Origin of the sequence: Paraburkholderia sp. BR14312 (assembly GCF_040948675.1) — a bacterium.
In the GTDB taxonomy this organism is placed as follows: Bacteria; Pseudomonadota; Gammaproteobacteria; order Burkholderiales; family Burkholderiaceae; genus Paraburkholderia; species Paraburkholderia nodosa_A.
The window spans coordinates 309,412-329,306 of the sequence record NZ_JBFPKI010000002.1; the positions used below are offsets into that span (position 1 = coordinate 309,412).

Sequence of the window (19,895 nt, forward strand, 5' to 3'; positions counted from 1 at the left end):
ACCGATCCGCAAATCAAGCCGCCTTGTACTGATTGCGCGCTTCCGGCGTGCGATAGAGCACGAGCGTCGCGATCAGGCCGCACACGCCCGCGACGCCCATCCACGCACCCGGCGCAGCCTTGTTGCCGCTCACGTGAATGAGGTAGGTCGAGATCGCCGGCGTGAAACCGCCGATCGTCGTCGCGAGGCTGTAGGCAAGCGAGAAGCCGGCGGTGCGCACGTCGGCGGGCATGACTTCGGTGAGCGCCACGACCATCGCGCCGTTGTAGCAGGCGTAGAGGAACGACAGCCACAGCTCGACCGTGAGCAGGCGGCCGAACGACGGTTCCGCCACGAGCCACTGCACCGTGGGATAGGCGGTGAGGATCGTGAGCACGGTGAAGGTGATCAACATCGGGCGGCGGCCCACACGGTCCGAAACCGCGCCGGAAACCGGCAGCCAGAAGAGATTCGACAAGCCGATGCAAACCGTCACGATCAGCGTGTCGATCTCGTTCAACCTGAGCACTTCCTTGCCGAAGGTCGGCGTATAGGCGGTGATGAGGTAGAACGACACGGTGGTCATGATGACCATGCCCATACCGGCAATCACGACGCCCCAGTTCTGCACCATCGACGCCATGATTTCGCCCATCGAGGGACGATGCTTCCTCTTCGCGAACTCCTCCGTTTCCTGGAGCGAGCGGCGAATGATGAAGAGGAACGGCACGATCAGGCAGCCGATGAGGAACGGCACACGCCAGCCCCAATTCGTCATGTGCTCGACCGGTAGCAGGCGATGCAGCAGCACGCCAAGCAGCGCGGCAAACACCACGGCGACCTGCTGGCTGCCCGACTGCCACGAGACGTAGAAGCCCTTGTTGCCCTTGGTCGCGATCTCGGAGAGATAGACCGAGACGCCGCCCAGTTCCACGCCCGCGGAAAAGCCCTGCAGCAGGCGCCCCACCAGCACGAGCGCCGGCGCGAGTATGCCGATGGTCGCGTAACCCGGCACGACGGCAACCGCGAGCGTGCCGAACGCCATCAGGCCGAGCGTGAGCATGAGGCCCTTGCGGCGGCCGTGATGGTCGATGTACGCGCCGAGGATGATGGCGCCGAGCGGACGCACGAGGAAGCCTGCGCCGAACACGGACAGCGTGAGCATCAGCGAAGCGAACGCATTGTCACTCGGGAAGTAGGTCCGGGCGATCGCCGAAGCGTAGTAGCCGTAGACCATGAAATCGTACATTTCCAGGAAGTTGCCGCTGACGACGCGGAAAACGGTCCGGAATTTCGATTCGCCTGGGGATGCGTGGGACGCGGTAGACATGACACTCTCTGAAGAGACTGACCGGGAAGCCTGAGCGGCTCGCGGGACAGTGAGAAACAATCACTCGCGGTAAAGCGAGGGTCGCGCGGGCGCGCGCGCGGGCATTTTATTGTGCGGTACGCGCCGGGACTCAGATATTCGGGCATTTCCTTAAAAGAGGCTAGCAAAAAGCATCAACGGAAGTCATTTCTTCCATTTTTATTACGATTACACTTCGTCACGCTTTCATGCGTGGCAAGCCCGCCGCGAATATCCTCGAATGGGGCAAAATATCTTGCAGCAGGGCTCGGCGCGCGGCCCCCGACGCGCGCCCTGATCCAGACGCCCACACGTCCGCCATCCGCATGCCCGAAATCCCCGCCCTCACGCTGCGTCCGGCCACCGTCGCCGATGCTCCCTTGCTCGCCGCCATGCACGCCGCAAGCTGGCAGGCCACGTATCGTGCGCTGCTGCCCGCTGCGTTTCTCGAGCGCGAAGTCGACGCCGAGCGCGCGGCTTACTGGCGCGCGCGCATGGAGGCGCCAGGCGGCGAACGGCGGCTCGTTCTGATCGCCGAGCTTGCATCGGGTGCGGCCGTGGGCTTCGTGTGCGTCGAACGCCAGCCAGGCTCTCCCTGGGGCGTGTTGCTCGACAATCTTCATGCGCTACCGGCGCATCAGGGCACCGGCGTCGGCAAGCGGCTCATGCGCGCAGCGCAGGACTGGGCGCGCGCCCAGGGCGAGACGCAGCTCTATCTGTACGTGCTCGACGGCAACACGCCCGCGATTGCGTTCTATGAGCGCCAGGGTTGGACCTATTCCGGCTCGGAGCCCGACCGCATGGGCGGCATCGACATTACCGCACTGCGTTACGTATACCGGCTCGACGAGCTCGGAATCAGGTAGGACTCCGAGGAAGGCGACCGAAATAAAAAAGCCGCACGCAGGTTGCGCGCGGCCGGGATGGGGTTGCAGCGTGGTTGGCAATCAGAAGCGGGTTTCGCGCGCGGTTCGCAAGAAGGTGTCGAGCAGCGGCGTGCAGTCGAGCAGTTCGGGACCGCCTGCGCGATGGAACTCCGGGTGCCATTGCACGCCCACGACGAACGGCGAGCGCCGGTAACGCACCGCCTCGATGAGCCCGTCGCCCGCCGAAACGGCCTCGACGGTCAGGTCGCGTCCGAGATTCCTCACGGCCTGATGGTGAATCGAGTTGACGATCGCCTCGCGCCGCCCCGGGAACATGGTCGCGAACGTCGAGCCCTCCGGGAACGTGACCGCGTGTCGATGCTGGTCGTAATGCTCGCTCACGTGCACGCCGGCCGTCGGCACGTCGCTCGCGATGTCCTGGTAAAGCGTGCCGCCGAACGCCACGTTGATGAGCTGGCAGCCGCGGCACACACCCAGCACCGGCTTGCCCGATTCGACGAACTCATGCAGCAGTTCGAGTTCGTACATATCGCGCACACGGTCGCCCGGCCATTCGGGGCGTGGCGAGATTTCCGCATACGTCTGCGGCGAGACGTCGGCGCCGCCCTGGAGCAGCAGGCCATCGAGGTGCTTCGCGTAATCGCGCAGGCGGATATTGCTCGGGTGCAGCATCCCCTGGTGCCCGACCGTCGGAATCATGAACACGATGACGTCCCGGGACATCACCCAGTGTGCGATCGATTCCTCCAGGTACTGCAACGTCTTGCCGCGCAGCCCTTGCGCGCCCGGCTCCGGGTGGAAGATCCGCGCCGAGACGCCGATGCGCAGCGTGCGCTGCGTGATGCGCTGTCCGGCGCGGTCGAACAGTTGCCGCGCTCGCGCCACGACGATGCGGCCGAACACCGCCCAGGCCGAATCGCTCGCGCGCAGATAGCGCGGCGGTTCCGGCGGAATGGCACCGGGCGGCGGAGGATGATGTGCCGTAAAGTCGGGTGCCTGGCCGAAGCCGGCCGGCGCGGCACCAGGACGTTGCGGCGCAGCAGACGCTGCCGCCTCGCCCGTGCTCGCCGGTTCGGTATGCGGGGCCGGCGCGGGCGCGGCCTTGCCGGCCTCGGCGGTTTCGCTGATCGGAATACTCGGCGTCGTGCCCGCCGGCGTCTGCTTCGGCAACTCGCCGGGCGTGGAAGCCGCTGCTGCCCCCCCAGCGCTGGGCGTAACGGTCGAAGCGCTTTCGGGCGCGTCGGTCGAGGCACGTTGCGCGGCCTCCCCAGAGGGTGAACCGGAGGGCGATGCGGAGGGAGAACCAGCAGAAGTGCCGGGAGAACCGGCGGGAGGAGAGGACGGGGCCGCGGGGGCGCCGGCGGGACCGGCATCGGCAGGACGGCTTGCGCCGTCAGGGGCCTCGGGTTGGTCTGATTTGTTATCGCTCATGACGTGGGGTCAGGCGCGCGGCGCGCGAACGAATGAACAGGCTTTGATTATCCGTCGCACGGCACGCCGCCGCCACCCCCGCACACAATTGCTCACATCCCGTCACACCAGCGGCGTCTCGACCATGCTCAGGTCAGGCATCCGGACGCTCGTCGAAGGTCTCGCGCAACGCAATCTGCATCGACGCGTGGATCCTCACGCACCAGCGCCACAGCAGCATGGTCAGCGCGGCCGCGCACACCAGCACGCCGACGAGGAAGCCCGTGGGCGGCAGGATCGTCCCCGAGAGCGCCGCCACGAGCAGGAACACGCCGAACATCGAGACCACGGGCACCAGTTCCGCAATCACATGACGAATCGCACGTGTGAAGCGCCCTGCCTTCTCCGGCTGCACACTCACTTCGGCGAGCAACAGCGCGAGCGACTGCGTCTTGCGCCACACCGCCACGAGAAACGGCATCGCAAGCACGAGCGCGGCGCTCCAGAGCACGACGCGCTGAATGCGCTCGTCGCCGATCCAGTGTGCAAGCAACGGCGACGCGTAGCGCGCGCCATACGACACGCCGATGAAGATCGCCGAGACGAGCGCGAGATTCACGGCAATCTGCACGACGATGCGCTTCGTGAGCGAAAAGATCGTCGGCCCGTCCGAGCGCGGCACGAGGCAGCGCAGCCATTGGCTGTACATGCCGAACACGTTCGAGACGGCGGGCGGCATGGCGCGCGCGAGGCGCTGCGAGAGCGGATCGGCAATGCGGATGAGGTAAGGCGTGGTGAGCGTCGTGATGGCCGAGACGGTCACGGCGATCGGATAGAGAAACCCGCTCGTCACCTTCAGCGTGAGTCCGAGCGAGGCGATGATGAACGAGAACTCGCCGATCTGCGAGACGGTCATGCCCACGCGCATGGCGGTGCGCCCGTCGCGGCCCGCGAGAAAGGTGCCGAGGCCGCACGACACGAGCTTGCCGAGCACCACGGCAATCGAGATCACGGCGATCGGCCAGGCGTAATCGACCAGCACGAGCGGGTTGAGCATGAGCCCGATCGTCACGAAGAAAATGGCGGAGAACGCATCGCGCAGCGGCGCGACGAGATGCTCGATGCGATGCAGATGGCGCGACTCGGCCATGACCGCGCCGATCAGGAATGCGCCGAGCGCGATCGAATAGTCGAGCTTCACGACCAGCAGGCAAAAGCCGAAGCAAAAGCCCAGCACCGAGACGAGCAGCATCTCGTCGTTGCCCACGCGCGCAATGTAGCCGAGCACGCGCGGCACGATCAGGATGCCCGCGAGCAGCGAGACCAGCATGAAGAGCAGCAGCTTGCCGAGCGTGATGAGTGCGATGCCCGGCGAAAGCTCGCCCGTCTGCGCGATGCCGCCCAGCAGCACGAGCATGGCAATGCCGAGAATGTCCTCGACGATCAGGATGCCGAACACGAGCTGTGCGAACGGCTCGCGCTTCACGCCGAGATCGGAGAGCGCCTTGACGATGATCGTGGTCGAAGAGATGGCGAGAATCGCACCGAGGAACAGGGAATCCATCGTGGCCCAGCCGAACGCGCGACCGATCTCGTAGCCGATCCACAGCATCAGCACGATTTCCGAGAGCGCCGCGACGATGGCGGTCGCGCCCACCTGGAAGAGCTTGCGCAGGCTGAATTCGAGGCCGAGCGAGAACATCAGGAACACCACGCCGAGCTCGCCGAGCGTCTGGATGGTCTGCTCGTCGTGAATGAGCTGGAACGGCGGCGTGTACGGCCCGATGATCACGCCCGCCGCGATATAGCCGAGCACGACCGGCTGCTTCAGGCGATGAAACAGCACGGTGACGACGCCTGCGAGCGCCATCACGACTGCCAGGTCCTGAATGAAGCCGATTCCGTGGTGCATGAAGGTCTTTCCTTACAAATAGCTATCGAGTCTGAGCATGTTACCCGATGCACGGCGTGAGCCAAATCGCACGCGAGGAAAAAAGCCGACCTACAATGATGCGACCCTTGCAGGCGCCGACCGCCCTCGGCGCCCTTCGCCGGCGGGCCGCCCGCCTGCTTTGCTGAACTTCGCGCAGCGCGCCGCCGCGCATTGACCAAGTCTTCCGCCGCCATGACCACCGCTTTTACCCCGTTCCCTCCCCTCGCCCAGCTCGCGGCCGATCTCGCCGCGGGCCGCACGACGAGCCGCGCGCTCGCCGAAGCCGCGCTCGAGCGCATCGCCGACCCGGCCGGCCAAGGCGCGACCGTCTTCACGGAGGTCGACGCCGAGCGCGTGCGCGCCGCCGCCGACGCGCACGACCGCCTGCGCGCGTCCGGCACGGTGCTTTCGCCGCTCGCGGGCATCCCCGTCTCGGTGAAGGATCTTTTCGACGTGGCGGGCGAAGTCACGCGCGCGGGCTCCACAGCGCTCGCGAACGCGGCGCCCGCCAAAGAGGACGCCACCGTCGTCGCGCGGCTGCGCCATGCGGGCGCAGTGCTGGTCGGCCGCACCAACATGAGTGAATTCGCGTTCTCGGGGCTCGGCCTGAATCCGCACTACGGCACGCCGCTCTCGCCCTGGCGCCGCGGCGTGGCAGGCGACGCGCGCGTGGCGGGCGGCTCGTCCTCGGGCGCGGCGGCCTCGGTCGCGGACGGCATGGCCGCCGTCGCGCTCGGCACCGACACCGGCGGCTCCATTCGCATTCCCGCCGCGTTCTGCGGTCTCACGGGCTTCAAGCCCACCGCCGGGCGCATTCCGAAAACGGGCGGCGTGCCGCTCTCCCCCACGCTCGACTCGTTCGGCCCGATCGGCAACACGGTGGCGTGCTGCGCGCTCACGGACCGCGTGCTCGCCGGGCTGGCGCCGCACGTGCCGGCCACGCGCCACCTCGAAGGCGTACGCCTCGGCGTGCTCACCCACTACGTGACCGACGACGTGGACCCCGAAGTCGCGGAAACGATCGATACGGCGCTCAAGCATCTGGATGCCGCCGGCGCGATCGTGAGCGAAGTCCGCTTCGCCGCCTTCGAGCGCTTCGCCGAGATCAACCGCATCGGCTTCTCGCCGATGGAAGCGTATGCATGGCATCGCGAGCTGATTGCGAAGCATCGGGACCAGTACGACCCGCGCGTGCTGGTGCGCATCCTGAAGGGCGAGCACGCGACGGCCGTCGACTATCTGGATCTGATCGCCGCGCGCGCGTCGGTCATGGCCGAGGCGCAGGCTACGCTCTGGTCGCGCTTCGACGCCGTGATCGCGCCGACTGTCCCCATCGCGCCGCCGCCCGTCGCCCCGCTTGCCGCCGACGACGATGTCTTCGCGCGCACTAATGCACTCGTGCTGCGCAACCCGAGCGCGTTCAACTTCCTCGATGCCTGCGCGCTCTCGCTGCCATGCCACCACTACGGCGCAGCGCCAGTCGGGCTGATGCTCGCCGCCGCGCCTGACAACGACGACGCGCTGCTCGCCATTGGCCGCGGCGTCGAGGCCGTGCTCGCGCCGCTGCGCTGATTTGAGCGGAAATCGCTTGAGCCCCCCTGCGCGCGGGCAAGGACACGTCCGCGCCGCACGCAACCTTCGCGCTAGAATCCCGTCACGCCGTCGCAGCCGCCCGTGCGCTGCGCCAGATAACCCGAACGAACGAGCCTCATGAACGACGATAACGCGCTGTTGCGCCGCGAGCGCGGCCTGCTGGTCCTCCTTGGCCTGATCTGCCTCGCGCTCCTGGGCGGCGCCCTGTACTTCCAGTATGTCGAGCATCAGGACCCGTGCCCGCTGTGTATCCTGGGGCGCTATTTCCTGATCCTGATTGCGGTCTTCGCCTTTCTCGGCGCGCGTATGACGAGCTGGCGCGGCGTGCGCGTGCTCGAAGCGCTCGTGGTGCTTTCGGCGGCAGGCGGCGCAGTCGCGTCCGCGAAGCTCGTCTGGGTGCAGGCGTTCCCCAACTACAGCTGCGGTTTCGACACGCTGCAGCCCATCGTCGATAGCCTGCCTTTCGCGCACTGGCTGCCAGGCGTGTTCAAGGTCCAGGGTCTTTGCGAAACCACCTACCCGCCGACGCTCGGCCTGACCATGCCGGTGTGGTCGTTGCTCGCCTTCATCATCGTGTTCCTGGCCGTGATCCTGAGCCTGTGGCGCAACCGGCGCCGCCAGGTGTCGTGGCCCGGCATCCGCCGCTGACCGGTTAAAGGGCGCACCGCGCCATTTCAGGCTCCGCCGGCTCTTCAAACGCTTGCGCCGCCCAGCCATCGGGCGGCCCGCCCGCCAGCGCGAGGCGAGCGTGAGCCTTGCACCGTAGCATCGAATCGCGCACGACTTGCGCACCTTCCCCGGCCATCCGGGCGCGATTGCCGCGCGCAGCGGCGTTGCGCCGCCGTGCGCGCTGTGACGGCGTCATGACCCAAGTCACATAACCCCCATCTTGCGGGGGAAATACTTTCCTGCGGCAAGCGGTGCTATCTTCGGAACTGGATGGCGATCTACGTGCGCGAGGCCGGTGTTGGCGCGCCCCTCTCGTAACGCGCGCCTGATCCGCAATGTCCCCGGGTTCACCATGACAACGCAAACCATCCGCTTCCTCCACCGAGGCGCCGTGCACGAAGTGCGCGACCTGCCTCCCACGCGCACGGTGCTTCAGCATCTGCGCGAGGATCTGCATGCCTGCGGCACCAAGGAAGGCTGCGCGGAGGGCGACTGCGGCGCGTGCACGGTCGTCGTGGGTGAACTCGACAGCGAAGGTCATCTCGCGCTCAAGTCCGTCAACGCCTGCATCCAGTTCCTGCCGACCCTCGACGGCCGCGCGCTCTATACCGTCGAAGACCTGCGCCAGCCGGACGGCGCACTGCACCCGGTCCAGCAGGCGATGGTCGATTGCCACGGCTCGCAGTGCGGCTTCTGCACGCCGGGCTTCGTCATGTCCATGTGGGCGCTTTACGAGAACCAGCCCATCGGTGCGGGCCTGCCGACCCGCGAGGAGATCAACGAGGCGCTCTCGGGCAACCTCTGCCGCTGCACCGGCTACCGGCCGATCATCGAAGCGTCGCTGCGCATGTTCGACGAGACCTGCCATGCACGCGTGGCGCTCGATCGCGCTCGCGTCGAAGCGCAGCTGCGCGCGCTGCAGCGCACCGGCACCTTCGAATATCGCGGCCCCGACGTGCGAGGCGCCGCGCACGGTGAAAGCACGTTCTACGCGCCGCGCACGCTCGCCGACTTCGCGGCGCTGCGTGCCGCGCATCCTGACGCGCGGGTGCTCGCGGGCAGCACCGATATCGGCCTGTGGGTCACGAAGCAGTTCCGCGACTTGGGCGACCTCATCTACACCGGCAACGTCGCGGAACTGGCGAGCGTTTCGCGCGACGCGCAGACGCTCACGATCGGCGCGGCCGTCTCGCTCGAAGCTGCCTACGCCGCGCTCGCCATCGATTACCCCGAACTCGCGGAACTGTGGGCGCGCTTCGCCTCGCTGCCGATTCGCAATGCGGGCACGCTCGGCGGCAACGTCGCGAACGGCTCGCCGATCGGCGACTCCATGCCCGCGCTGCTCGCGCTCGATGCCACGCTCGTGCTGCGCCGCGCGGCGCACGTGCGCACGCTGCCGCTCGCGGCCTTCTACACGGGCTACCAGCAGAACGCGCTCGAAGCGGGCGAATTCGTCGAAGCGGTCCGCGTGCCGCGCCCCGCGCCGACACTGCGCTTTCGCACCTACAAGGTCTCGAAGCGCTACGACCAGGATATCTCGGCGGTGTGCGCCGCGTTCGCACTCGACGTGCGCGAGGACGGCACACTCGCGAGCGCACGTATCGCCTACGGCGGCATGGCCGCGATCCCGCAGCGCGCCGCGCTTGCCGAAGCCGCGCTAACCGGCGCACGCTGGGACGAAACCAGTGCGCAGCGCGCGATGGATGCGCTCGCCACCGACTATCAGCCCCTCACTGACATGCGCGCGAGCGGTGCCTATCGCCTGAAGGTCGCGCGCAATCTGCTGTGGCGCTGCTGGCTCGAAACGCGCGACGAGGCCCCGCTCGCGCTTTGCGACGTCAACGCGTTCGCTTTCGCCGAAGGCGACGACGATGACCAGGGCACTGCAGCCGCGGGAGTCACGCCATGAACGATCAGGCCGAAGCGCTCGTCATGCGCCCGCAGCAAGGCGATGAGCACGCCCACGAGCGCGCGCTCGGCGCACCGCTGCCGCACGAATCCGCCGATGCGCACGTGAGCGGCGAGGCGCGCTACACCGACGACATCCCCGAACTGCACGGCACCGTGCACGCGGCGCTCGGCCTCGCGCGCCATGCGCACGCACGCATCGTCGCGCTGGATCTCGACCGTGTGCGCTCGTCGCCGGGCGTGCTTGCGGTGCTCACTGCCGCCGACATCCCCGGCGAGAACGACTGCGGCCCGGTCGTGCACGACGATCCCGTGCTCGCGAGCGACACCGTCCAATATCTCGGACAGCCCGTGTTCGCGGTGATCGCCACGAGCCACGAGCTCGCACGCCGCGCTGCAGCGCTCGCCGCCAGCGAAGACGTCGTGCGCTACGCGCCGCTCGAACCCGTTCTCAGCATCGAAGAGGCGCGCACGCGCCAGCATTACGTGCTGCCGCCGCTGCGTCTCGTGCGCGGCGCACCCGATGCCGCGCTCGCCGCGGCGCCGCATCGCCTCGCGGGCACGTTTGCCGTGGGCGGCCAGGAGCAGTTCTATCTCGAAGGCCAGGTGGCCTATGCGCTCCCGCAGGAGCAGACAGGCATGCTCGTCTACAGCTCGACACAGCACCCGAGCGAAATGCAGCAGGTCGTCGCGCATCTGCTCGGCTGGCCCGCGCATCGCGTGAGTTGCGAATGCCGGCGCATGGGCGGCGGCTTCGGCGGCAAGGAATCGCAGTCGGCGCTGTTCGCGTGCGTCGCCGCGCTCGCGGCGCACAAGCTGCAGCGCCCCGTGAAGCTTCGCGCGGATCGCGACGACGACTTCATGATCACCGGCAAGCGCCACGATGCGCTCTACACGTACGAAGCGGGCTACGACGACGAAGGACGGCTGCTCGGCGCGCGCGTCGAGATCGCGCTGCGCGCCGGCTATTCGGCCGATCTTTCGGGCGCGGTCGCCACGCGCGCGGTATGTCACTTCGACAACGCCTATTTTCTTTCGGATGTCGAAATCGTCGCGCTCTGCTGCAAGACGAACACGCAGTCGAACACCGCGTTTCGCGGCTTCGGCGGCCCGCAAGGCGCGCTCGTGATGGAGGTGATGCTCGACGAGATCGCGCGCGCACTGGGCCGCGATCCGCTCGATGTGCGGCGCGCGAACTATTACGGCATCGGCGAGCGTGATGTCACGCCGTACGGCCAGCGCGTGGAGGACAACGTGCTCGCGCCGCTGACCGACGAACTGGTGGCGTCGAGCCGCTATCACGAGCGCCGCGCGGCCATCGCCGCGTACAACCGCACGAGCCCCGTGCTCAAGCGCGGCCTGGCGCTTACACCCGTCAAGTTCGGCATCTCGTTCAACGTGCCGCATCTGAACCAGGCGGGCGCGCTCGTGCATGTGTACCGCGACGGCTCGGTGCTCGTGAACCACGGCGGCACGGAAATGGGCCAGGGGCTCAACACCAAGGTCGCGCAGGTCGTGGCGGGCACGCTCGGCTTGCCGCTCGCACGCGTGCGCGTGAGCGCCGCCGATACCTCGAAGGTCGCCAATACGTCGGCGACGGCCGCCTCCACGGGCAGCGATCTCAACGGCAAGGCCGCCGAAGACGCCGCGCTCACGATCCGCACGCGCCTCGCGGCCTTCGCGGCGGCGCAATACGGCGGCTCGCCCGAAGACGTCGCGTTCGAAGATGTCCAGGTGCGAGCGAACGGTAAGGCGATTGCGTTTGGCGAATTCGTCGAACTCGCCTACATGAAGCGTGTGCAACTGTGGTCCGATGGCTTCTACGCCACGCCCAAAGTGCATTGGGATGCACGTACGCTGACCGGCCATCCGTTCTATTACTTCGCCTATGGCGCAGCGGTGTCCGAAGTGGTCGTCGATACGCTCACGGGCGAATGGAAGCTCGTACGCGCCGACGTGCTGCACGACGCGGGCCAGTCGATCAATCCGGCCATCGATCTAGGCCAGGTGGAAGGCGGCTTCATCCAGGGCATGGGCTGGCTCACCACCGAGGAGCTTTGGTGGAACCGCGACGGGCGGCTCATGACGCATGCCCCGTCCACCTACAAGATTCCAGCGGTGAGCGACACGCCAGAGGCATTCGACGTGAGGCTCTATCGCAGCGGCGGCAACGACAACGTGGAACCGACGGTGTTCCGCTCGAAGGCCGTAGGCGAACCGCCCCTGCTGCTGCCATTCTCGGTATTTCTCGCGATTCGCGAGGCCGTGGGCGCGGCGGTGCCCGAGGCGCGCGAGGCCGCGCCGCTGCGTGCGCCCGCGACGCCTGAAGCGATTCTCGATGCGTTGGACGCGCTGCGGGAAAACCACCGCAAAATGAACTGACCGCGCGAACCGGCCAGCGCTTCGCACACTCCAACCGCGAAGCGCCGCCCGCGCGAGGCCACGAAGATTAACCGGCGGCACAGGCAAGAACGTGCCGCCCCGTAGGGAGAAGCGCCAGATGCAAACCTGGCTTTCCGATCTGCAGCAACTGCTCGCGCACGGCGACGCCGCCGTGCTGGTCACCGTTGCGCGCGTCGAGGGATCGGCGCCGCGCGAGGCCGGCACGAAGATGATCGTCACGCGCGAAGCGGCCCGCCACACCATCGGCGGCGGCCACCTCGAATGGAAGGCCATCGAAATCGCGCGCCAGGTGCTGCGCGACGGCATGCGCACGCCGCACGCGCGACGCCTCGAGCGTCTCGCGCTCGGGCCGAGCCTCGGCCAGTGCTGCGGCGGCGCCGTGGTGCTCGCGTTCGAGCGCCTCGACGTGGCCGACCTCGGCTGGCTCGCCACGCTCGCGCGCCGCCTCGCGGCAGGCGCGTCGACCGTGCGTAGCGTATCATTTCGCTCCTCGCGGAACGGGAGCCCGGAGGGCGAAGGCACCGCGGCCGATCCGGCCATGCTGTCCGAGCCGGAACCGGGCGTGGAAGCGCCCGACTGCCTGCTTTGGGAAACGGGCGGCGCGCTGCTCCTGACCGAAACCATCGCGCCGAACGACTTTCCCGTCGTGCTGTTCGGCGCGGGCCATGTGGGCGCGGCCCTCGTGCGTGTGCTCGGCACGCTGCCCTGCCGCGTGCTGTGGGTCGATGAGCGCGACGCGGCGTTTCCGACGCCCGAGGCGTTCGCGCTGCTGAACGCGCCCAACGTGGCGATCGACGCCAACGACGCGCCCGACGAAGCCGTCGACACGGCCCCGCCCGGCACGAGCTTCATCGTGATGACGCACGATCATTCGCGCGACCTCGATCTCGCCGAGCGCATCCTGCGCCGCGGCGACTTCGTGTTCTTCGGCATGATCGGCTCGCACACGAAGCGCAAGCAGTTCGAGCACCGGCTCGCCGCGCGCGGCATCGATCCCATGCAGATCGCGCGCATGCACTGCCCGCTCGGCGTGGACGGTATCGTCGACAAGTCGCCCGAAGTCATCGCCGTGTCGGCCGCCGCGCAACTGCTGCAGGCGATCGAAGCGGCGAAGCGGGCGAGCGCGGCGCATGCCCCCGCCACCCATTCCGCGTGATGTCAAACACTGAAGAACCCATAAGCGAATCGAACCTAACATGACGATCACGACCACCGCCAACACCGCCGCCAACGCAAAGGCGCTCGTCGAAAAGGCCGCCAATGCGCCGAAGGCCGAGCTGCACATCCATATCGAAGGCTCGCTCGAACCCGAGCTGATCTTCGCGCTCGCGCAGCGCAACAACGTGAAGCTCGCCTACGACTCGATCGACGCGCTGCGCGCCGCCTACGCGTTCACCGACCTGCAGTCGTTCCTCGACATCTACTACGCGGGCGCGAGCGTGCTGCTCTCGGAGCAGGACTTCTACGACATGACGATGGCGTACTGCGAGCGCGCGCTCGCCGACAACGTCGTGCACACCGAAATTTTCTTCGATCCGCAAACGCACACCGAACGCGGCGTGCCGATCGAAACCGTGGTCGCGGGCATCGACCGTGCGCTTGGCGACGCCGAAAAGCGCGGCCTCACGAGCAAGCTGATCCTGTGCTTCCTGCGCCACCTGAGCGAAGCCGATGCGCTCGCCACCTTTGAAGCCGCGCGCCCGCTGTTCGAGCGCTATGCGCGCCTGATCGGCGTGGGCCTCGACTCGTCGGAGCGCGGTCATCCGCCTTCGAAATTCGAGCGCGTGTTCGAGAAGGCGCGGGCGTTGGGGCTAAAGCTCGTCGCGCACGCAGGCGAGGAAGGCCCGCCCTCCTATATTTACGAAGCGCTCGACCTGCTCAAGGTCGACCGCGTCGATCACGGCGTGCGCAGCATCGAAGACGCGGCGCTCGTCACGCGTCTGGCCGACACGCGTGTGGCGCTCACGGTGTGCCCGCTCTCGAACACCAAGCTGTGCGTGTTCGACGACATGACGCAGCACACGCTCAAGGCCCTGCTCGACAAGGGCGTCGCAGTGACCGTCAATTCCGACGATCCCGCCTACTTCGGCGGCTACGTCAACGAGAACTACCGCGCCATCATCGAAGCGCTCGAGCTCGACGACGACGAGGTGTACACGATCCTGCGCAACGGCTTCGAGGCGTCGTTCGTCACGCCCGAAGAGCGCGCCGCGCTGATCGCGAAGCTCGACGCGAACTGGCGTCGCGCAACGGCTTAAGCGTCGACTCAGGCGCAAACTGAAAAGCGGACTCGTCCGCACAGCAAGCCCCAGCCCGGGCTGTCACACGAATCCGGTCCAGCGCGCGAGCGCCGGACCGTGGGCCCTCGCGCGTGCCCTTCTGGCATGGGACCAGAGTAAGCGCTGAAGCGCCAACTCTGGTCGACACGTTTTCAGGAGCGGCACGCGCCATGCGGGCATGCATTGGACGAATACCTGAATTTTTCGGAGACGAAGTTCCCATGACTCAATCGGCTTACCGCGCGAAACTGTTGACGTTCACAGGCGACCCTGCGCAATCGTCCGACGCCGCTGTCTTTGACGAGGACGGCGTCGTGATCGTCGAAGACGGCCACGTGGTCGCCTCGGGCGCGTGGTCCGCGCTCAAGTCGCGCGTCGATGAAAACGCGACGGTCCACAATCTGCGCGACAAGCTGATCGTGCCGGGCTTCATCGACACGCACATCCACTACCCGCAGACGGACATGATCGCCTCGCCCGCGCCGGGTCTGCTGCCGTGGCTGAACACATACACGTTCCCGACCGAGCGCGGCTTCGAAAACGAAGCGGTGGCGCAGGACACGGCGCGCTTTTTCGTCGACGAGCTGCTCGCCTGCGGCACGACTACGGCGCTCGTGTACTGCACCGTCCACAAGCAGTCCGCCGACGCGCTCTTTACCGCGAGCGAAGCGAAGAACCTGCGCATGGTCGCGGGCAAGGTGCTGATGGACCGCCATTGCCCCGAGTTCCTGCGCGACACGCCGCAAACGGGCTACGACGACAGCGCCGAGCTGATCGGGCGCTGGCACAACCGCGGGCGCCAGATGTATGCGCTTACGCCGCGCTTCGCGCCCACTTCGACCGAAGCGCAGCTCGAAGCGTGCGGCGCGCTCGCGAAGGCGCATGGCGATATCTTCATCCAGAGCCACGTGGCCGAAAACCCGGACGAGGTGAAGTGGGTCAAGGAACTGTTCCCGGGCCATCGCAGCTACCTCGACGTGTACGATCACTACGGACTCCTGCGCAAGCGGGCCGTGTACGGCCACTGCATCTGGCTCGACGATGAAGACCGCCGCCGCATGGCGCATACGGGTACCGTCGCCGCGCACTGCCCGACCTCGAACCTGTTCCTCGGCAGCGGTCTGTTCGACTTCGACAAGGCGGGCGAATCGTCGATGCCCGTCACGCTCGCCACCGACGTGGGCGGCGGCACCTCGTTCTCCATGCTGCAAACCATGAACGAGGCGCACAAGGTCGCGCGCATGGGCGGCCACCACCTCACGGCCACGCGCATGTTCTGGCTCGCGACCGCGGGCGCGGCGCAGGCGCTCGATCTCGCCGACAAGATCGGCACGCTCGCGCCCGGCAGCGAAGCGGACTTCGTCGTGCTCGATGCGCAGGCCACGCCGCTGCTCGCGCGGCGCACGGCGCGCGCCGAATCGCTCGAGGAGTTGCTGTTCGCGCTCGCCCTGCTCGGCGACGACCGCGCCGTGTTCGAGACCTACGCGGCAGGCAAGCGCGTGCACAGCCGCGACGGCGCGCGGCGCTGAAGGCCCCGCCCGGCGCGGGTTACAGGAAAAAGCGTCAGACTGCAATCCGCGCCTGGGCGCCGGATACGAGGCCCGGCGCGTCGCTTACTGGGCGGGCACGACGATACGTGCCTATTTCGCCGGCGCGTTCCCCGTCGCGGCCGCCCCGCCCTGCCCCGCACCCGCCGGGGCCGCGGCTGTCTCGTTCGGAGCGCCGCCGTTCTTGCCGACCGGGATCTTGACCTCCGTGACCGTGCCATTGGCCAGCGGGAAATTCCCCAGCGCGCTCTGCACGAGAAAAGGCATCACGCGCACGAGCGAGGGATCGTCGCCCGAGGTGCGCGCCTGCACGTTATAGACCTCCTTGCCGCTCGCCTTTTCCGTGATGCGAATGCCTAGCGCATGCGAATACACGGGATAGCTCTGGTTGACGTAGGCGGGCTGATACGGTCCCCACGCGCCCCACGGGTTCCACGGCCCCCAGTACGGGCCCGGCCAGGGGTTGTAGAACACGGGCTGCGCGACCGTCACCGTGTCGGTGCGGCTGCCGTAGGCGAGGCCCACCAGATAGCGCGCCTGCGGCTCGGGCACGAGGCGGAACGCGTGCATGGCGAGCCCGTTGGCCACGAACTGCTCGTAGGTGCTCTGCTCGATGCTCTGGTTCTGCTCGGGGCTGCGTTTGAACGCGAAGGTGCGCGTGGCGTCGCTGCCGCCGTCCCATGCGGAGAAGGCGGTCACCTGGCTCGTCACGTACGTCGTGCAGCCGGAGAGCGTGAGAGCGAGCGCCGCCAGCATCAGGAGGGCGCGGCGGGTCCATCTGTCGTGCATCATGGTCTTCTCATAGCAGTGTTGCTTCAGTTGGAAAAGTGCAGTCGTGGGGGCCGCTCTCTCCGATACGATCGTTGCGCCGCGCTTATTCCGTATCCGCTCCGTGCGCATTGCGCGCCGGTCGTGTCTTGTTTTGCGCTCCGCCAGCCGCGCGGCAGGGCCTGATCATACTGACTCGCGGCCCGGCGCGAAAGTTCGGCGGCCGTGCCCCGACGGACAAAGCGGCCCGAGCCTTTGTACAATGGGGCGATCCGCCGCGCTCCCGCGACGGCAGGCAGCGCCCGCGGGCGCACACGCCGCCGCGGCCGGCCCATTCGATCAACACCGAGCGATCCCCCCCGATCCGACCCGCCCCTATCCAGACCATGTCCGATACCGCCACGCCCACCGTGATCCGCCGCGAAGACTACGCGCCGCCCGCGTTTCTGATCGATACCGTCGACCTCGAATTCGACCTCGTGCCCGAGCGCACGATCGTCAAGAGCACGTTGCGCGTGCGTCGCAATCCCGATGCGCAGCCCACCGCGCATCTCGAACTCATGGGCGAGCAACTCGAATTCATCGGCGCGGCGATCGACGGCAAGCCGTACGCGAATGTGCGCGCACACGAACACGGGCTCACGATCGAGAACGTGCCCGAAACTTTCGAGCTCACGCTCACCGGCGCGTGCGCGCCCGCCGCCAACACCACGCTCTCGGGCCTGTACGTGTCGAGCGGCAACTTCTTCACGCAATGCGAAGCCGAAGGCTTTCGCCGCATCACCTGGTTCCTCGACCGGCCCGACGTGATGGCGACCTACACGGTGACGCTGCGCGCAGACAAGACCGCCTACCCGGTGCTGCTCTCGAACGGCAACCTGATCGCCGAAGGCGAGCTGCCCGACGGCCGTCACTATGCGAAATGGGAAGACCCGTTCCGCAAACCGAGCTATCTGTTCGCGCTCGTGGCGGGCAAGCTCGTGGCGCTGGAAGAGCGCATCCAGAGCGGCTCGGGCAAGGAAAAGCTGCTGCAGGTCTGGGTCGAGCCGCACGATCTCGACAAGACGCGCCACGCCATGGACTCGCTCGTCCACTCGATCCACTGGGACGAGCAGCGCTTTGGCCTCGAGCTCGATCTCGACCGCTTCATGATCGTCGCCGTGAGCGACTTCAACATGGGCGCGATGGAGAACAAGGGGCTCAACATCTTCAACACGAAGTACGTGCTCGCGAATCCGGAAACGGCCACCGATGTCGATTTCGCCAACATCGAGGCCGTGGTCGGCCACGAGTACTTTCACAACTGGACCGGCAACCGCGTGACCTGCCGCGACTGGTTCCAGCTGAGCCTGAAGGAAGGCCTCACGGTGTTCCGCGACCAGGAGTTCTCGGCGGCGATGTCGGGCGGCGACGAGAACGAAGCGGCGCGCGCGACCAAACGCATCGAAGACGTGCGCGTGCTGCGCCAGATGCAGTTCGCCGAAGACGCAGGCCCGATGGCGCATCCAGTGCGCCCCGAGAGCTACGTCGAGATCAACAACTTCTACACGATGACCGTCTACGAAAAAGGCGCGGAAGTCGTGCGGATGTATCAAACGCTGCTCGGCCGCGATGGCTTCCGCAAAGGCATGGACCTGTACTTCCAGCGCCACGACGGCCAGGCCGTGACCTGCGACGACTTCCGCCACGCCATGGCCGACGCCAATGGCCGCGACCTCGCGCAGTTCGAGCGCTGGTACAGCCAGGCGGGCACGCCGCGCGTGAGTGTGAGCACGAGCTATGACGAAGGCACGCGCTGCTACAGCGTGACGCTCACGCAGGGCTACGCCAACGGTTCGCCCGCCGCGCGCGAAACGCAGAGGGGCCCGCTGCACATTCCGTTTGCGATCGGCCTGATCGGCCCGGACGGCGCGGACCTGCCGCTGCGCCTCGAAGGCGAAGCCGCCGCGCACGGCACGACGCGCGTGCTGGAGTTGACCGACACACAGCAGACCTTCACGTTCGCCGATGTGATGGCCAAGCCCCTGCCCTCGCTGCTGCGCAACTTCTCGGCGCCGGTCATCGTCGACTACGACTACGGCAACGACGAACTCGCGTTCCTGCTCGCGCACGACAGCGATGCGTTCAACCGTTGGGAAGCGGGCCAGCGCCTCGCCACGCGCGAACTGCTCGCGCTCGCCGGGCGCGCCGCCGCGGGCCAGCCGCTCGACATCAACGACGCGCTCGTCGATGCCTTCCGCCGCGTGCTGACCGACGAATCGCTCTCGCCGTCGTTCCGCGAGCTTGCGCTCATGCTGCCTTCGGAAACGTATCTCGCCGAGCAGATGACCGAATCCGATCCGGCCGCCGTGCATGCCGCGCGCCAGTTCGTGCGCAAGCAACTGGCAACGGTGCTGCAAGGCAAATGGCTCGCGGCCTATGAGCGCAATGTCACGCCTGGCGCGTACGAGCCGACGCCCGAGGCGGCCGGGCACCGCGGGTTGAAGAACCTCGCGCTCTCGTATCTCCCGGAACTCGACGACTCCGCGCAAGCGGTACGGCTCGCCACGGCGCAGTACGACGCCGCGAACAACATGACCGACCGTTCGGCGGCGCTTTCCGCGCTGTTGAACGTGCAGGCGGCCACGGGCGGCGACGTCGCGCGCCGCGCGCTCGAAGACTTCTACGTGCGCTTCGAGAAGGAACCGCTCGTGATCGACAAGTGGTTCGCGCTGCAAGCCACGCAACGGGGCACTGCGCAACGCCCGACCATCGAAACGGTGCGCGCGCTGATGGGCCACCCGGCGTTCAACATCAAGAACCCGAACCGCGCACGCTCGCTGATCTTCAGCTTCTGCGCGGCGAACCCCGCGCAGTTCCATGCCGCCGACGGATCGGGCTACGCGTTCTGGGCCGACCAGGTGATCGCGCTCGACGCGCTCAATCCGCAGGTCGCGGCGCGCCTCGCCCGCAATCTCGAACTGTGGCGCCGCTTCACGCCCGCACTGCGTGACGCGATGCGAGCGGCGCTGGAGCGCGTCGCCGCCGAAGCCAAATCGCGCGATGTACGCGAGATCGTCGAAAAAGCGCTGGCTTGATCAGACGAAACATAGCGATTGGGCGAACAACGCGCGGCGGCCGGGCAGCGCCGCGCGGCGATACACGAACCGGCCTTCGCGCCGGTTTTTTTGC

The 19,895-nt window shown here is 67.3% G+C and carries 13 protein-coding genes; 9 read left to right on the top strand and 4 right to left on the bottom strand.

Going from position 1 to position 19,895, the window contains the following annotated elements; genetic code table 11:
- Positions 1–13: 13 nt before the first annotated feature.
- Entirely contained in the window at positions 14–1,309 is a 1,296-nt protein-coding gene (locus tag AB3X98_RS07225) for an MFS transporter (protein ID WP_069262655.1), read from the bottom strand.
- A gap of 344 nt (positions 1,310–1,653) precedes the next feature.
- Between AB3X98_RS07225 and AB3X98_RS07230 the strand changes: the two genes are divergently transcribed.
- A complete protein-coding gene (locus tag AB3X98_RS07230; protein ID WP_069262656.1) occupies positions 1,654–2,193 on the top strand; it encodes a GNAT family N-acetyltransferase in 540 nt (179 codons plus the stop codon).
- A gap of 81 nt (positions 2,194–2,274) precedes the next feature.
- Here AB3X98_RS07230 and AB3X98_RS07235 read toward each other — a convergent pair whose 3' ends face one another.
- Positions 2,275–3,645: a gamma-glutamyl-gamma-aminobutyrate hydrolase family protein gene (locus AB3X98_RS07235; protein ID WP_368610227.1), complete on the bottom strand. Its 1,371-nt coding sequence runs from the start codon at positions 3,643–3,645 to the stop codon at positions 2,275–2,277.
- A gap of 133 nt (positions 3,646–3,778) precedes the next feature.
- On the bottom strand, positions 3,779–5,536 hold the full coding sequence (locus AB3X98_RS07240; RefSeq protein WP_069262658.1) for a cation:proton antiporter: 1,758 nt from the start codon (positions 5,534–5,536) through the stop codon (positions 3,779–3,781).
- 213 nt (positions 5,537–5,749) lie between these two features.
- Between AB3X98_RS07240 and AB3X98_RS07245 the strand changes: the two genes are divergently transcribed.
- From AB3X98_RS07245 to guaD, 7 genes are all read left to right on the top strand, one after another.
- A complete protein-coding gene (locus AB3X98_RS07245; protein WP_368603978.1) occupies positions 5,750–7,129 on the top strand; it encodes an amidase in 1,380 nt (459 codons plus the stop codon).
- 138 nt (positions 7,130–7,267) lie between these two features.
- The gene (locus AB3X98_RS07250) at positions 7,268–7,798 is read left to right on the top strand and encodes a disulfide bond formation protein B (protein WP_069262660.1); all 531 of its coding nucleotides are present in this window, start codon (positions 7,268–7,270) and stop codon (positions 7,796–7,798) included.
- A 373-nt stretch (positions 7,799–8,171) separates the two neighbouring features.
- Positions 8,172–9,728, top strand: a complete 1,557-nt coding sequence (gene xdhA, locus AB3X98_RS07255; RefSeq protein WP_368603979.1) for a xanthine dehydrogenase small subunit — start codon at positions 8,172–8,174, stop codon at positions 9,726–9,728.
- On the top strand, positions 9,725–12,109 hold the full coding sequence (gene xdhB, locus AB3X98_RS07260; RefSeq protein WP_368603980.1) for a xanthine dehydrogenase molybdopterin binding subunit: 2,385 nt from the start codon (positions 9,725–9,727) through the stop codon (positions 12,107–12,109). The genes xdhA and xdhB overlap by 4 nt, the downstream gene beginning before the upstream one ends.
- Positions 12,110–12,227: 118 nt before the next feature.
- Entirely contained in the window at positions 12,228–13,286 is a 1,059-nt protein-coding gene (gene xdhC / locus AB3X98_RS07265) for a xanthine dehydrogenase accessory protein XdhC (RefSeq protein ID WP_069262663.1), read from the top strand.
- Between the two features lie 40 nt (positions 13,287–13,326).
- On the top strand, positions 13,327–14,388 hold the full coding sequence (locus AB3X98_RS07270) for an adenosine deaminase (protein WP_083245121.1): 1,062 nt from the start codon (positions 13,327–13,329) through the stop codon (positions 14,386–14,388).
- A gap of 242 nt (positions 14,389–14,630) precedes the next feature.
- Positions 14,631–15,938, top strand: coding sequence for a guanine deaminase (gene guaD, locus AB3X98_RS07275; RefSeq protein WP_342948556.1), 1,308 nt, complete (start codon positions 14,631–14,633; stop codon positions 15,936–15,938).
- A 111-nt stretch (positions 15,939–16,049) separates the two neighbouring features.
- Here guaD and AB3X98_RS07280 read toward each other — a convergent pair whose 3' ends face one another.
- Positions 16,050–16,748 (bottom strand): DUF4136 domain-containing protein, encoded by a 699-nt coding sequence (locus AB3X98_RS07280; protein ID WP_321929933.1) that lies wholly within the window; start codon positions 16,746–16,748, stop codon positions 16,050–16,052.
- Between the two features lie 362 nt (positions 16,749–17,110).
- Between AB3X98_RS07280 and pepN the strand changes: the two genes are divergently transcribed.
- On the top strand, positions 17,111–19,801 hold the full coding sequence (pepN, locus tag AB3X98_RS07285; RefSeq protein WP_368603981.1) for an aminopeptidase N: 2,691 nt from the start codon (positions 17,111–17,113) through the stop codon (positions 19,799–19,801).
- The last annotated feature ends 94 nt before the right edge of the window (positions 19,802–19,895 follow it).

Bases quoted from the DNA above. Each gene is read 5' to 3' on its own strand.
- AB3X98_RS07225 (WP_069262655.1), bottom strand. From the start codon at position 1,309: ATGTCTACCGCGTCCCACGCATCCCCAGGCGAATCGAAATTCCGGACC.
- AB3X98_RS07230 (WP_069262656.1), top strand. From the start codon at position 1,654: ATGCCCGAAATCCCCGCCCTCACGCTGCGTCCGGCCACCGTCGCCGAT.
- AB3X98_RS07235 (WP_368610227.1), bottom strand. From the start codon at position 3,645: ATGAGCGATAACAAATCAGACCAACCCGAGGCCCCTGACGGCGCAAGC.
- AB3X98_RS07240 (WP_069262658.1), bottom strand. From the start codon at position 5,536: ATGCACCACGGAATCGGCTTCATTCAGGACCTGGCAGTCGTGATGGCG.
- AB3X98_RS07245 (WP_368603978.1), top strand. From the start codon at position 5,750: ATGACCACCGCTTTTACCCCGTTCCCTCCCCTCGCCCAGCTCGCGGCC.
- AB3X98_RS07250 (WP_069262660.1), top strand. From the start codon at position 7,268: ATGAACGACGATAACGCGCTGTTGCGCCGCGAGCGCGGCCTGCTGGTC.
- xdhA (WP_368603979.1), top strand. From the start codon at position 8,172: ATGACAACGCAAACCATCCGCTTCCTCCACCGAGGCGCCGTGCACGAA.
- xdhB (WP_368603980.1), top strand. From the start codon at position 9,725: ATGAACGATCAGGCCGAAGCGCTCGTCATGCGCCCGCAGCAAGGCGAT.
- xdhC (WP_069262663.1), top strand. From the start codon at position 12,228: ATGCAAACCTGGCTTTCCGATCTGCAGCAACTGCTCGCGCACGGCGAC.
- AB3X98_RS07270 (WP_083245121.1), top strand. From the start codon at position 13,327: ATGACGATCACGACCACCGCCAACACCGCCGCCAACGCAAAGGCGCTC.
- guaD (WP_342948556.1), top strand. From the start codon at position 14,631: ATGACTCAATCGGCTTACCGCGCGAAACTGTTGACGTTCACAGGCGAC.
- AB3X98_RS07280 (WP_321929933.1), bottom strand. From the start codon at position 16,748: ATGATGCACGACAGATGGACCCGCCGCGCCCTCCTGATGCTGGCGGCG.
- pepN (WP_368603981.1), top strand. From the start codon at position 17,111: ATGTCCGATACCGCCACGCCCACCGTGATCCGCCGCGAAGACTACGCG.